The organism is Sinorhizobium sp. Y406 (assembly GCF_058732025.1).
In genome coordinates, this window is sequence record NZ_CM178974.1 from 288,724 (window position 1) to 302,526 (window position 13,803).

At 62.1% G+C, this 13,803-nt stretch carries 11 protein-coding genes; 6 read left to right on the plus strand and 5 right to left on the minus strand.

Annotated features, from left to right (window positions below):
* Position 1: 1 nt before the first annotated feature.
* The 4 genes from AC4P1R_RS01365 to AC4P1R_RS01380 all read left to right on the plus strand — a co-directional run bounded on the left by AC4P1R_RS01365 (position 2) and on the right by AC4P1R_RS01380 (position 4,577).
* Complete coding sequence (locus AC4P1R_RS01365) at positions 2–1,147, plus strand: carbohydrate ABC transporter permease (RefSeq protein WP_492177321.1); 1,146 nt, start codon at positions 2–4, stop codon at positions 1,145–1,147.
* Positions 1,148–1,174: 27 nt separating this feature from the next.
* Positions 1,175–2,830: a beta-galactosidase BglA gene (gene bglA / locus AC4P1R_RS01370; RefSeq protein ID WP_069459462.1), complete on the plus strand. Its 1,656-nt coding sequence runs from the start codon at positions 1,175–1,177 to the stop codon at positions 2,828–2,830.
* Between the two features lie 20 nt (positions 2,831–2,850).
* Complete coding sequence (locus AC4P1R_RS01375) at positions 2,851–3,939, plus strand: ABC transporter ATP-binding protein (protein ID WP_069459461.1); 1,089 nt, start codon at positions 2,851–2,853, stop codon at positions 3,937–3,939.
* Positions 3,940–4,166: 227 nt separating this feature from the next.
* Positions 4,167–4,577: a hypothetical protein gene (locus AC4P1R_RS01380; protein ID WP_069459983.1), complete on the plus strand. Its 411-nt coding sequence runs from the start codon at positions 4,167–4,169 to the stop codon at positions 4,575–4,577.
* A 143-nt stretch (positions 4,578–4,720) separates the two neighbouring features.
* On the opposite strand, the gene edd is transcribed toward AC4P1R_RS01380, so the two are convergent.
* The 5 genes from edd to AC4P1R_RS01405 form a co-directional block, all read right to left on the minus strand.
* Positions 4,721–6,541 (minus strand): phosphogluconate dehydratase, encoded by a 1,821-nt coding sequence (edd, locus tag AC4P1R_RS01385; protein WP_069459460.1) that lies wholly within the window; start codon positions 6,539–6,541, stop codon positions 4,721–4,723.
* Positions 6,542–6,728: 187 nt separating this feature from the next.
* Positions 6,729–7,427 carry a 6-phosphogluconolactonase gene (gene pgl, locus AC4P1R_RS01390; RefSeq protein ID WP_492177322.1) on the minus strand — a complete coding sequence of 233 codons (699 nt, stop codon included), beginning with the start codon at positions 7,425–7,427 and terminating at the stop codon, positions 6,729–6,731.
* Between the two features lie 9 nt (positions 7,428–7,436).
* Complete coding sequence (gene zwf / locus AC4P1R_RS01395; protein ID WP_069459458.1) at positions 7,437–8,912, minus strand: glucose-6-phosphate dehydrogenase; 1,476 nt, start codon at positions 8,910–8,912, stop codon at positions 7,437–7,439.
* Between the two features lie 144 nt (positions 8,913–9,056).
* Positions 9,057–10,343, minus strand: a complete 1,287-nt coding sequence (locus tag AC4P1R_RS01400) for an NAD(P)/FAD-dependent oxidoreductase (protein ID WP_069459457.1) — start codon at positions 10,341–10,343, stop codon at positions 9,057–9,059.
* Positions 10,344–10,359: 16 nt separating this feature from the next.
* Positions 10,360–11,796 (minus strand): glutamine synthetase family protein, encoded by a 1,437-nt coding sequence (locus AC4P1R_RS01405; RefSeq protein WP_069459456.1) that lies wholly within the window; start codon positions 11,794–11,796, stop codon positions 10,360–10,362.
* A 214-nt stretch (positions 11,797–12,010) separates the two neighbouring features.
* Between AC4P1R_RS01405 and AC4P1R_RS01410 the strand changes: the two genes are divergently transcribed.
* Together AC4P1R_RS01410 and AC4P1R_RS01415 are read left to right on the plus strand one after the other, a co-directional pair.
* The gene (locus AC4P1R_RS01410) at positions 12,011–13,195 is read left to right on the plus strand and encodes a BaiN/RdsA family NAD(P)/FAD-dependent oxidoreductase (protein WP_069459982.1); all 1,185 of its coding nucleotides are present in this window, start codon (positions 12,011–12,013) and stop codon (positions 13,193–13,195) included.
* 192 nt (positions 13,196–13,387) lie between these two features.
* Positions 13,388–13,528: a hypothetical protein gene (locus AC4P1R_RS01415; protein WP_165614727.1), complete on the plus strand. Its 141-nt coding sequence runs from the start codon at positions 13,388–13,390 to the stop codon at positions 13,526–13,528.
* Positions 13,529–13,803: the final 275 nt, after the last annotated feature.

The following is a 13,803-nucleotide window of genomic DNA, read 5'->3' on the forward strand; positions in this document are numbered from 1 at the left end:
CATGACCGCGTCAAAACGCTCCCCGCTCACCTGGGTCGTCCATCTTTCCGTGCTGCTGCTGGTACTTCTCTGGACACTCCCGACCGCCGGCCTTCTGATCTCGTCGCTGCGCGACAAGGACCAATTGGCCGTTTCAGGCTGGTGGACGGCGCTTTCCACGTCGTCGCGCAACGATGTCGCGCGCGCACCGTCGCCCGAAAGCCAGGTCGAACGGGACGGCACCTTCGTCATTGCCGGCAATCTGCTGCAAGGCCAGGGCGGCGAGATTTCCGCCTTCGGCTTCTCCAGCCGCGAACCCACCGCATTCAAGCCGGGAGAGACGGCGGAACTCAATGACGGCGAGAGGCTGACCGTCCAGGCGGACGGCAGCTTTGAAATCGTCTCCAGCACCCGTATGGAAGGGTCGCGCGGTCAGCGCATATTCTTCACCGCCTCCACGCCACCACGCTTCACGCTCGAAAACTACGGCGAAGTCCTGAGTGCGGCCGGAATCGGCAGGTCCTTCATCAATTCGCTGACGGTTGCGGTCCCCTCCACCGTCATTCCGATCCTGATCGCTGCCTTCGCGGCCTATGCGCTCGCCTGGATGACCTTTCCCGGTCGGGCGATCCTGATCGCCGTCGTCGTCGGACTTCTGGTCGTGCCGCTGCAGATGTCGCTCATTCCGCTTCTGAGGCTCTATAACGACGTCGGCGCCTTCCTCGGCCTCCCGGCCAAGACCTATATGGGCATATGGCTCGCCCATACCGGTTTCGGCCTGCCGCTTGCGATCTATCTCCTGCGCAACTACATGGCCGGCCTCCCGCGAGAGATCATGGAATCGGCGCGGGTCGATGGCGCCAGCGACTTCGACATCTTCGTCAAAATCATCCTGCCACTGTCGTTCCCGGCGCTTGCCTCCTTTGCGATTTTCCAGTTCCTCTGGACCTGGAACGATCTTCTCGTCGCCATCGTCTTCCTGGGTGCCGGCAATGACCAGCTCGTTCTGACAGGACGTCTCGTCAACCTCCTCGGGTCGCGCGGCGGCAACTGGGAAATTCTCACCGCTTCCGCCTTCATCACCATCGTCGTTCCGCTGATCGTGTTTTTCGCGCTGCAACGCTACCTCGTTCGTGGGTTGCTGGCGGGCTCGGTCAAGGGCGGCTGACTTCAAGGACAAGGACCCATAGAACGCATGAACATCAATGCAACGGCGAACTCCACCTTGCAGCCCGACAAGGACTGGTGGCGCGGCGCAGTGATCTATCAGATCTATCCGCGCTCGTTCCAGGACACAAATGGTGACGGCATCGGCGATCTCAGGGGTATCACCGCCCGGCTCCCGCATGTGGCGGCGCTTGGCGCCGACGCCATATGGATATCGCCCTTCTTCACCTCGCCGATGCGGGACTTCGGTTACGACGTCTCCAACTACACGGATGTCGATCCGCTCTTCGGCACGCTCCAGGATTTCGACGAGGTGATCGCCGAGGCGCACCGACTCGGCATCCGGGTGATGATCGACCTCGTCCTGTCGCATACGTCGGACGTGCACCCGTGGTTTATGGAGAGCCGCTCGAGCCGCACCAATGCCAAGGCTGACTGGTATGTCTGGGCGGATTCCAAGCCGGACGGAACGCCGCCCAACAACTGGCTGTCGATCTTCGGCGGCTCCGCCTGGGCCTGGGATCCGACGAGACAGCAATATTACCTGCACAATTTCCTGACCGCACAGCCTGATCTGAACCTGCACAATCCGGAGGTGCAGGAGGCGCTGCTCGCCGTCGAACGCTTCTGGCTCGAGCGTGGCGTCGACGGCTTCCGTCTCGACACGATCAACTTCTACTTTCATGACAAGGAGTTGCGCGATAATCCGGCACTGGCGCCGGCGCGCCGCAATGCCTCCACAGCGCCGGCGGTCAATCCGTACAACTATCAGGAACATATCTACGACAAGAACCGGCCGGAGAACCTGGAGTTCTTGAAGCGCTTCCGCGCGGTGATGGACGAGTTCCCGGCGATTGCCGCCGTCGGCGAGGTGGGCGACAGCCAGCGCGGTCTCGAGATCGCCGGCGAATACACATCCGGAGGCGACAAGGTGCATATGTGCTATGCCTTCGAGTTTCTGTCGCCGGATCCGCTGACGCCCGCGCGGATCGCCGAGGTGCTCGAGCAGTTCCACGAAGTGGCGCCGGAAGGGTGGGCCTGCTGGGCCTTCTCCAACCACGATGTCGTGCGTCATGTCAGCCGCTGGGGTACCAGCGTCAGAGACCACGTTGCTCATGCCAAGCTGCTTTCGAGCGTGCTCATGTCGCTGCGCGGCTCCGTCTGCATCTATCAGGGCGAGGAACTGGCTCTCTTCGAAGCGGATCTTGCCTATGAGGATCTGCGAGATCCCTACGGCATCCAGTTCTGGCCGGACTTCAAGGGGCGCGACGGCTGCCGGACGCCGATGGTCTGGGAGAGCCGCCTGGACGGGGGCTTCAGCGAAGGGAGGCCCTGGCTGCCGATTCCGGCAAACCACCTGTCGCATGCCGTCGCCATGCAGGAGGGGGATCCGGATTCGGTGCTTGAGCATTACCGCCGTTTCCTGCAGTTCAGGAAAGCGCATCCGGCCTTCGCCAAGGGCGAGATCGAAATTGTAGAGACGCGCGGGCCGCTCCTCGGCATTGTGAGGACCCATGGCGACGAGCGGCTCTTCTGCCTGTTCAACATGAGCGGAGAGGCCGTGGCCGGCCACAAGCCGGGCGGCACGTTGGAACTGCTCGAAGGTCACGGCTTCGTTTCAGATATAAAGGACAACAAGATCAATCTTCCGGCCTGGAGCGCGTTTTTCGCGCGCCTGGCCTAGAAATCCGAGGGGAGGGTGCGATGACGGGCCTGTTGTTAAAAGATATCCGCAAATCCTATGGAGCGGTCGATGTCATTCACGGCATCAATCTCGACATCAAGGAGGGCGAGTTTGTTGTTTTCGTTGGCCCTTCCGGCTGCGGAAAGTCGACATTGCTCAGAATGATCGCCGGCCTCGAGGAGATCACCGGCGGCGACATGTACATCGAAAACGAGCGCGTCAACGACGTGCCGCCCTCGAAACGTGGCATCGCCATGGTGTTCCAGTCCTATGCGCTCTATCCGCATATGACCGTCTACGACAACATGGCATTCGGCATGCGGATCGCCAAGGAATCGAAGGAGGAGATCGATCGGCGCGTCCGCAATGCTGCGGAAATCCTCCAACTCACCAACTATCTCGACCGGCTGCCGAAGGCACTCTCCGGCGGTCAGCGGCAGCGCGTCGCGATCGGTCGGGCGATCTGCCGCAACCCCAAGGTCTTCCTCTTCGACGAACCGCTCTCCAACCTCGACGCGGCGCTCCGCGTCGCGACCCGCATCGAAATCGCCAAGCTCCACGAACGCATGGCGGACACGACGATGATCTACGTCACCCACGACCAGGTGGAGGCGATGACGCTCGCGGATCGCATCGTGGTTCTTTCTCTGGGGCATATCGAGCAGGTGGGCGCTCCGCTCGAGCTCTACGAGCGGCCGGCGAACCTCTTCGTTGCCCGCTTCATCGGCTCACCGGCCATGAACGTCTTCCCCTCGACAATCAAGGCGGCAGGCGCCCAGACGACGGTGACGCTCGTGGGCGGGAAGTCCGTGACGCTCGACATCGCGACCGATGCGTCGGAGAACGGAAAGACGGCGAGCTTCGGCGTGCGCCCGGAGGACCTGCAGGTCACCGAGGGCGAGGATTTCCTGTTCGAGGGAACGGTTTCGATCGTCGAGGCGCTCGGCGAAGTGACGCTGCTCTACATCGAAGGGCTGGTCGAGAGCGAACCGATCATCGCCAAATTGCCGGGCATCCTGAAGGTCGGCCGCGGCGACAGGGTGCGCTTCACCGCCGACAAAGCCAAGCTGCATCTCTTCGACGCGAACGGGCGCAGCTACCGGGTCTAGCGCATCGCCCCGAAATATCGTGACGTAATTTCGGAAGCTTCGATGCGCAGATCCAAAGAGTTGCGGCGCCGCGGCAGGGCGGAGGAAATTGCCCTTCAGGCGAATGAGGGGCAATTCCGGGGAAGTTTTTCGCTTTTCCAGCTCTTTCCACAGCCCCATTAATGCAAACGCTCTATTAAATTTCATGGGGTAGCCTGGCCGAAAATGAAACACGAAAGGTGATTTCGATGCGCAGCGAGGCCCCTGTGGTGCACCAGCACTTCCTCAACAAGGAAGAGTCCTTCATGTATGATCGGGAAACGAACTTCCCGATGGAAGACACGCGCAACGAGGCCCGGATCGAATACACAGAGAAGGGGATGCAGCACCTGTCTTCGCGCCGTTGCGAGATCATCAAGCTGTCGAAGAGCAGCGCGGTGATCGGCATCCTCACGCAGTTCCAATTGCCCCAGAACTTCTATCTGGACATCCCGAGTGCCCGCATCCCGCTGATCGGCTGTCTCCTGAAGCGCGTCCATGCCAACAACATCATCGAAGCGCGGTTCCTGCGGCTGTTGAGCGACCGCGACCTCAATCGGATCTTCGTCTACAGCACCCATCCGAACCACCGCAACCGCACGCTCGACATCTACGGCTGACGGCTGCGGCCGGAGCAACATGCTCACATGCCACACGACGAAGGATGAGACCGCGTCGCGCCACGGAGGTCATCCAAGCTTACAGCGCCGCGCGTCTTATCAGGGCGCTGCGGTCGCTGTGAACGCCGAGCTCGTAACCCTTGTCACTGGAACAGTACGCTGGCGCCGTGGTCGGCCGTTCCGGCAATCTGGCGGAACGGAGCGAAAAGCTCGCGGCCCATGCCGTATTCGTTCTCGGACAGATCGATATGCGCCGGCACGCGCGTTTTTAGCGCGATGTCTTCGATCAGCACTTCAATCGTTCCCTTGACGGCGTCGATGCGGATGATGTCGCCCTCCTGAACGCGGGCGATGGGTCCGCCATCCTTTGCTTCCGGGGTGACATGGATCGCCGCCGGCACCTTGCCCGAGGCGCCAGACATGCGGCCGTCGGTGACGATCGCCACCTTCTGCCCGCGGTCCTGCAGGATGCCGAGCACCGTCGTCAGCTTGTGCAGTTCCGGCATGCCGTTCGCCTTCGGTCCCTGGAAGCGCACGACGGCGACGAAATCGCCCTCCAGCTTGCCTGCCTTGAAGGCTGCGTTCAGTTCCGCCTGATCGTTGAAGATCCTGGCCGGGGCCTCGATGATATGGCGCTCCGGCTTAACGGCCGAGATCTTGATGACGGCCTTGCCGAGATTGCCGGTCAGCATCTTGAGTCCGCCGGTATGCTGAAACGGCTGGTCGATGCTCGCGAGCACCCTGGGGTCGGCGCTTTCCCGGGGCGCCGGCTCGCGCCTGACGCTGCCGTTCTCGCCGAGCTTCACGTCGATTGCATAGGCCTGAAGCCCTTGGCCGTGGACGGTCCTGACATCGTCATGCAGCAGACCGTGCTTCAGCAACTGGCTGATCAGGAAGCCCATGCCGCCAGCGGCGTGGAAGTGGTTTACGTCCGCAAGGCCGTTCGGATAGACGCGGGCTAGCAGCGGCACGATATCGGAGAGCTCGGAGATGTCCTGCCAGGTGAGCACGATGCCGGCGGCGCGCGCCATGGCGACGAGATGCAGGGTATGGTTGGTCGAGCCTCCGGTCGCGTGCAGGCCGACGACGCCGTTGACGATCGACCGTTCGTCGATCATCTCGCCGGCCGGCGTGAATTCGTTGCCGAGCGCGGTGATCGCCAATGCGCGCTTCGCCGCCTCCTTGGTCAGCGCATCGCGCAGGGGCGTGCCGGGATTGATGAAGGAAGCGCCCGGCAGATGGAAGCCCATAATTTCCATCAGCATCTGGTTGGAATTGGCGGTGCCGTAGAAGGTACAGGTGCCGGGGCCGTGATAGGACTTCGACTCGGCTTCGAGCAATTCGTCGCGGCCGACCTTGCCCTCGGCAAAGAGCTGTCGGATGCGAGCCTTCTCGTCGTTCGGCAGGCCCGAAGTCATCGGTCCGGCCGGAATGAAGACAGCCGGCAGGTGACCGAAAGTCAGTGCCGCGATTACCAGGCCCGGCACGATCTTGTCGCAGACGCCGAGATAGACGGCCGCGTCGAACATGTTGTGCGACAGGCCGACGCCCGCGGCCATGGCGATGACGTCACGGGAGAAAAGCGACAGCTCCATGCCGGGCTGGCCCTGCGTGACACCGTCGCACATGGCCGGCACGCCGCCGGCAACTTGCGCTACGCCGCCGGCCTCGCGCGCGGCTTCACGGACCAGGGCCGGGTAGGTCTCGAAGGGCTGATGCGCCGAGAGCATGTCGTTGTAGGAAGTGATGATGCCGAGGTTCGGAACGCGGTCGCCGGCGAGCGCCTCCTTCTCAGCGGGGGAACAGACGGCGAAGCCATGCGCGAGGTTGCCGCAGCCGAGCACGCTGCGGTGCGGTCCGTTCGCGGCGGCGCTGCGAACGCGATCAAGATAGGGTTCGCGAGTGGCTTTGGAGCGTTCGATGACGCGGGCGGTAATGGCGGCAATGCTGGAATGGGCGGACATATCACATCCTGTTCCGGAGTCTCGGGACTCCTCTTCATCCTGTCATCGACTTTACAGCGGCAGATGCTCCTGGGACGCGCAAATGTCGCCGTAAACCCTGAAATGCCGGCCCCCTGATTCAGCAGGAATCAGGAGCCTTGCAAACTGGACGTCGCGAATCGGGGCTGCGACGCCCGCACCGAGCGCGTCAGGGCGCCCAGTAAACCTGCAGCGGCGAGGCCGCACGCCGGAGCACGGCGCGGATCGGCATCTCCGCCTCCTCGCCCGGCATTTCGGCCCGGGCAAGAACCTCTTTCTTGGCGTCACCTTCGATATGCAGCACCAAATATCCGGCGTCCTGTAGGCTGGAGAACGTAAGGGTCAGGCGGGTCTCGCCGGCGCCATCGGCCTCCATGGTAATCACGCCGCGCGGTGTCGCGGGATCGAGCGCCTCCTCAAGGCGCGTTCCTCCGGGAAAGAACGATGCGGTATGCCCGTCCGTTCCCATCCCGAGCACGACGACATCGAAGGGAGCATTGATATCCGCAGTGGCCGCGCTTGCCTTGGCGGCCGCCTCCTCGGCGCTTGACGAATTGTGGTAGAGCGGCACGAAGCGCGCTTCGACGGCCCAGTTCTTGAGCAGGTTGGCGGCGACCAGCCCATGATTGGAGCGGTCACTTTCCGGCGGAACGAAGCGCTCGTCGACAAGGGTGACACTCACTTTTGCCCAATCGAGTTTACGTTTCGACAGAGCCTGGAAGAATGCCTTGGGCGTAGAGCCGCCCGATACGGCGATGCTGGCGCCGCCGCGGCTATTGACGGCCGCCCCGAGCTTGGCGCCGACGGCATCCGCCAGCGCCTCTGCCAGCATTTCACCGTTGTCGTATCTGTGCAGGATAGCGCTCATCGACCGGTCCTAGATCGTATCATTCCAGGTGCGGCCGTCGCGCTCGATCAGCGCAATCGACTGGCTCGGTCCCCAGGTGCCCGCCGTGTAGCCCTGCACCTGTTGCCCCGTCGTTTCCCAGGCCTTCAGGATCGGGTCGATCCATTGCCATGCCGCCTCCACCTCGTCGCGGCGCACGAAGAGCGTCTGGTTGTTGCGGATGACGTCGAGCAGCAGCCGCTCATAGGCATCGGCGTTACGCACATCGAAGGCTTCGGCAAAGCTCATGTCGAGCGGCACGTTCCTGAGCCGCATGCCGCCGGGACCGGGATCCTTGATCATCAGCGATTGCTTTACGCCCTCGTTCGGCTGCAGACGGATCATCAACTGGTTGGCGGAGATGCGGCCAGCGCTTTGGTCGAAGATCGAGTGCGGAATCTGCTTGAAAGTAATGACGATCTCCGACATGCGGCCCGCCATGCGCTTGCCGGTGCGGATGTAGAAGGGTACGCCTGCCCAGCGCCAATTGCTGATCTCGGCCTTGATCGCGACGAATGTCTCTGTGTTGGAAATGCCGCCTTCCAACTCCTCGAGATAGCCCTTCACCGGGCCGCCGGCCGATGCGCCGGCACGATATTGGCCGCGTACGGTCACCTGCTCGACACTGGCGCCGGTGATCGGCTTCAGCGCGCGCAGCACCTTCAGTTTCTCGTCGCGCACCGCCTCAGCATCCATCGAAGTGGGGACTTCCATCGCCACGAAGCAGACGAGCTGGAGAATGTGATTCTGCACCATGTCGCGCAGCGCGCCGGCCTTGTCGTAGTAGCCGGCGCGATTTTCGAGGCCGACCGATTCCGAGACGGTGATCTGCACATGATCGATATGGGCCGAGTTCCACAAGGGCTCGTAGAGCGCATTGGCGAAACGCAGCGCCATCAGATTCTGCACCGTCTCCTTGCCGAGATAGTGATCGATGCGGAAGATCTGTTCCTCGCGGAAAACCTTGCCGATCGTGTCGTTCAGTTCGTTCGCCGAGGCGAGGTCGCGTCCGATCGGCTTCTCGACGACGATGCGGGTGTTCTTGGTGATCAGCTTGTGATCGCGGATTCGCTCGGAAATATCGCCGAAGATTGCGGGGCCGACGGCGAGATAGAAGGCGCGGATGCGGTCCCGGCCCTCATCGAGAATCTTCTTGAGGTCGTCCCAGCCCTGCTCCGACTTGGCATCGACCGAAACGTAGAAGATGCGGCCCGTGAACTTGGCCACTTCCACTTCATCGAACTCGCCCGGCTTCAGATGTTCCTTCAGCGCGTCGGTTGCGAATCTGCGATACTCGTCATGGGAAAGGGCCGCGCGCGAGGCGCCGATGATGCGGGTAGGCTCCGTCAGTTGGCCCTCCATCTGACGGTGGTAAAGTGCCGGCAGCAGCTTGCGCTCGGCAAGATCGCCGGTTCCCCCGAAGACGACATAATCAAACGGTTCGACGGGAATGATCTGGCTGCTCATGGGATAACTCGATCTCGTTGAGGTCAGGACAGGTATAATCTAATCGATTTAAAAGCGCTAGGGTGCAACGCAATAAAACTTCGCTGCACTGCATTTTCTGCCGCTCTTCTCCTGTGCCCGGATTACGGTCTACCGATCAATTCTTCAAAGCCGGTCACGCAGGGCGTACCAGCTGAGGGCCAGGAACAGGAGGGCTGACCGGAATCGGGTTCCGCCCGGAAAAGCCGGTATTTTCAAATCCTTGAGGAGATCGAGCGGGGTGTCTTTTCCGAGCGTCAAGTCCGCATAAAGCTTGCCGCAAAAGTTGGAGAGCATAACGCCGTGACCAGAATAGCCGCCGATCGTCACGACACCCGGCATGACCTCGCGGCAGAAGGGCTGTCGCGGCATGGTGATGCCGACAGTGCCGCCCCAGGCATGGGTGATCTCGATATCGGCGAGCGCCGGGTAGATCTCCCGAATCTGGCGTCGGATATGGCTCGAAATGTCGCGCGGATTGTCGGCCGTGTAGGCTTCCCGGCCGCCGAACAGCAGCCGTCCGTCCTTCGACTTGCGGAAATAACGCACGACGAAGCGCGAATCGTCGACGGATTCGCCGCCCGGAAGAATGCCGGGGCGCCCCGTAAGGACGGTCGTTGCGCCGATGAAGGAGCGGATCGGCATGATATGACTCGCCGTCACCGGCTCGAGATTGCCGATATGGGCGTTACAGGCGATCAGCGCCCGGTCCGCCGTGATGGTGCCCCGCTCCGTCTCGATCCGGACCGCGCCGCCTTTCCCATCGATCTTCAGAGCTTTCGTCTGCTCGAAGATATTGGCGCCGGCAAGGGCTGCCTGTTTCGCCAGTCCGACCAGGAGCTTCATCGGATGGATGTGGCCGGTACCGGCGTCGCGAATGCCGAAGCGGTAATGTGACGAGCCGAGGCGGCCCGCGGTTTCCTCGCGATCCATGAAAGAGAGATGCGGATAGCCGAAGCGTTCGGCCATTACCTCGACATGGCGGCGGTACTCCTTTTCGAGACTCTCCTTGTGGCTGACCGAGAGCTGGCCGGGTACGAACTCCATGTCGATCGCGTGTTCCCGTGCGAAATCCAGCAGGTATCGTTTGGCGTTTTCCGCCATGTCGAAGAGCAGCTGTGCCCGTTCGCGGCCGACGACCTCCTCGAGATCCTCCGCCCAGGCGCGCTGGCCAGTGCCGAACTGGCCGCCATTGCGACCCGAAGCGCCATCGCCGAAGCGACAGGCGTCGATCAAGGTGACGTCGACACCCTCTTTCGCAAGGTTGTAGGCCGCTTGCAGGCCGGTATAGCCGCCGCCGATGACCGCGACGTCGGCTTTGCGCGAGCCGGCCATCGGCGGATAGAAAGGCCGTTCGGGCACGCTTGCCTCATACCAGGAGATTCCGGGCGAGATCGGGCTTTGCCAACTCATGGGGAGGCCTTCCGGGTCAGACGTTCAGGAGCAGGAATTCACGTTCCCAAGGGCTGATGACCTGCATGAAGGTCTCGAATTCGCCGCGCTTCACGCCGGCATAGATGGCGATGAATTCGGCACTGAAGACGTCGGCGAGCGAGGGTGCGGATTCGAGCAGCGACACCGCCTCGAGCAGCCCGCGCGGCAGGTCGATCTCTCCCTCGTTGGCGGTGTCCTCCGTGGGTGGCGTCGGCTCAAGGTTCTCGACGATGCCGAGATAGCCGCAGCCGAGCGAGGCAGCGAGCGCCAGATAGGGATTGGCATCGGAACTCGGCAGGCGGTTCTCGATGCGACGGGCGGCCGGATCCGAAACCGGAATGCGGAAGGCCGTCGTCCGGTTGTCGTAGCCCCAGGCAGTGTTCACCGGCGCCGCCATGTCCGGGGTCAGACGCCTGTAGGAGTTCACATAGGGAGCCATCATCGACAATGTCCTCGGCACATAATGCTGCATGCCGCCGACAAAGGCGAAGAATTCCTTGGAGGGCGAGCCGTCCGGGTTGGAGAAGATGTTGCGCCCGGTGGCGATTTCGACCACCGACTGGTGGATGTGCATGGCCGAGCCCGGCTGACCCTGCATCGGCTTGGCCATGAAGGTGGCATAGATGCCGTGCTTCAGCGCCGCTTCGCGGATCGTGCGCTTGAACAGGAAGACCTGGTCGGCAAGTTCGATCGGGTCACCATGCCTGAGATTGATCTCGAGCTGAGCCGGTCCCTCTTCATGGATGAGCGTATCGATCTCGAGGCCTTGCTTTTCCGAAAAATGGTAGATGTCGTCGATCAGTTCGTCGAACTCGTTGATCCCGGCGATCGAATAGCCCTGGCCGCCGAGAATGGAACGGCCGGAGCGGCCCTTCGGAGGGCGCAGCGGATAGTCCGGATCGTCGTTCTGAGCGACGAGGTAGAATTCGATCTCGGGGGCGACGACCGCTCTCCAGCCCCTCTTGCGGTAAAGCTCGACGACGCGCTTCAGGACATTGCGCGGCGTATAGCTGATCTGTTCGCCCTGCGAGCCGACGATGTCGCAGATCACCTGCGCCGTCGGATCTGTTTCCCAGGGAACGATGGAAAGCGTCGAAAGATCCGGCACCAGCTTGATGTCGCTATCGCGCGAATCGTAGCGGAATTGGCCGGTCTCATCGGGATATTCGCCGGAAATCGTGTGGCGGTAGATCGCCGAAGGCAGTGCAAGCGAGGTATTGGAGGTAAACTTCGAGGTCGGCATCATCTTGCCGCGTGGCACGCCGGCAAGGTCGGGGGTGATGCATTCGATGTCTTCGATGCGACGGATCTTGAGCCACTCGACCGCGTCCCGCCAGGTCTTCACGCCGCGGGCTGAATTCAGGTCAAGAGGTATCTTCGAACTTTCGCTGACCTTTGCTGTCTGCTGGGCAACACTTCTCTTGGAAGACATAAATCACCGGATTTGGCTTCGGATAGCGCATCATAGCCGCAGTTTGCCGATTGGCTACTGCATGTTTTCTCAAATCGAAATTGAATGGCGGCAGAGCCTGCGGCACCCGAAATTGCGTCAGCGAATTTTGCCCGCCCCGAGCTCCCCGAAGGCGTTGGGAATTGACATTTGGCGGGCCGCCGGGAAGGAAGGCGGAAACGTGGAGAGCTATTGCGTGGCCGAGAAGCAGGACGTGGTGATCATTGGAGCCGGCGCCGCCGGCATGATGTGCGCGATCGAGGCGGCAAAGCGCGGACGGCGCGTTCTCGTGCTCGACCACGGGAAGGCTCCGGGCGAGAAGATACGGATCTCCGGCGGCGGCCGCTGCAACTTCACCAATATTCATGCAGGGCCGAAGAACTTCCTTTCCGACAATCCGCATTTTTGCAAGTCGGCGCTCGCGCGCTATCGCCCGCAGGATTTCGTGGCGCTCGTCGAACGGCACGGAATTGCCTGGCACGAGAAGACGCTGGGACAGCTCTTCTGCGATCATTCGGCCAGGAACATCGTCCGCATGCTGCTTGCCGAGATGAAGCAGGCAGGTGCGGCGTTGAGGCTCGAAACGGCGATCTCCGCCGTCGAGCGGATCGTCTCGGGCTTTCGGGTGACCACGAGCACCGGGACGGTCGAAACGGATTCGCTGGTTGTCGCGAGCGGCGGAAAGTCCATCCCGAAGATGGGCGCGACGGGTCTGGCCTATCGTATCGCCGAGCAGTTCGGGCTGCCTGTCGTCGAGACGCGGCCGGCGCTGGTGCCCCTGACGCTCGACCAAGCGCACCTCGAAAAGCTTGGGGTTCTCGCCGGCGTCGCAGCCGATGCCGAGGTGCGTTTCGGTCAGGCCGCCTTTCGCGAGGCGGTACTCGTCACGCACCGGGGTTTGAGCGGACCAGCCATCCTGCAGATTTCCTCCTATTGGCGGGAAGGCGCGGAAATCGTCCTCAAGCTGATGCCAGAGGTCAATATTGCCGGGATCCTCAAGGCAATGCGTCGCACGAACGGGCGGCAGGCGCCGCAAACGGCGCTCGCCGAGATCCTGCCGCGGCGCCTCGCGCACTTCTTTGCCGAGGAGGCAAGGCTCACCGGGCGGCTGCTTGCCGATCTCTCCGACCGGGCGATCGAGGCGCTGGCGACCTCCATCCAGGCATGGACGTTGAAGCCCGCCGGGTCCGAGGGTTACCGCACCGCCGAAGTGACGCTCGGTGGTATCGATACCCGTGCGCTCGATTCAAAGTCGATGCAGGCACGAGACGTGCCCGGGCTCTACTTCATCGGCGAATGCGTGGACGTGACCGGCTGGCTTGGCGGCTATAATTTTCAATGGGCCTGGGCATCCGGCTTTGCTGCTGGTCAAGCGGTGTAACGACCGCTACAAAAGGGTGATTTGCTTCTTCAGCCATTGTTAATGGAAATGGCCGAACCTCGTTTTCATGGTTGCAAAGACCGCACTGGCGGAATGGCTCGCAAACTGAACGTTCCTCAGCAGCAGGATGCTTGCACCATGCAGCGCATGGCAGGCCGGGGCCTGCCAGCCAAGTGTCGAGGACAGGATGCCATGGACAAGCAACGCCGCCGCTCCCGCGCCATCGCTATTGCCCGGACCGGGGAAAGCCGCTCCGAAGCGGAACTGATCGCCTTCGCTGCGTTTCTCACTCTCTTCGCGATCGCAGTCGTCGCCGGTTTTCTCTCGTTCTGACGCGCGCGTTCCTGCCGTGCAGGCGCACTGACGGCGCTCACGACCATCGGCCACCAATCTGGGGCTCGCTGCGCTTATAGGAATTTTAATGGTTGCGCCCGAATATGGGCGCAACGTGAGTCCGCAGGGTCCCTGCTGCCGACAGGCAGTGCGGCCCCGCAATGATTGCCGGCGGGCTGGCGGCGTGCGCCGCAATGACCTTCAAAATACATCAGCCTGTTTCCGCATCGGGTGACATCCAAGCTGCAGTCTCAACGGTGCTGGCGCGAGCCGGG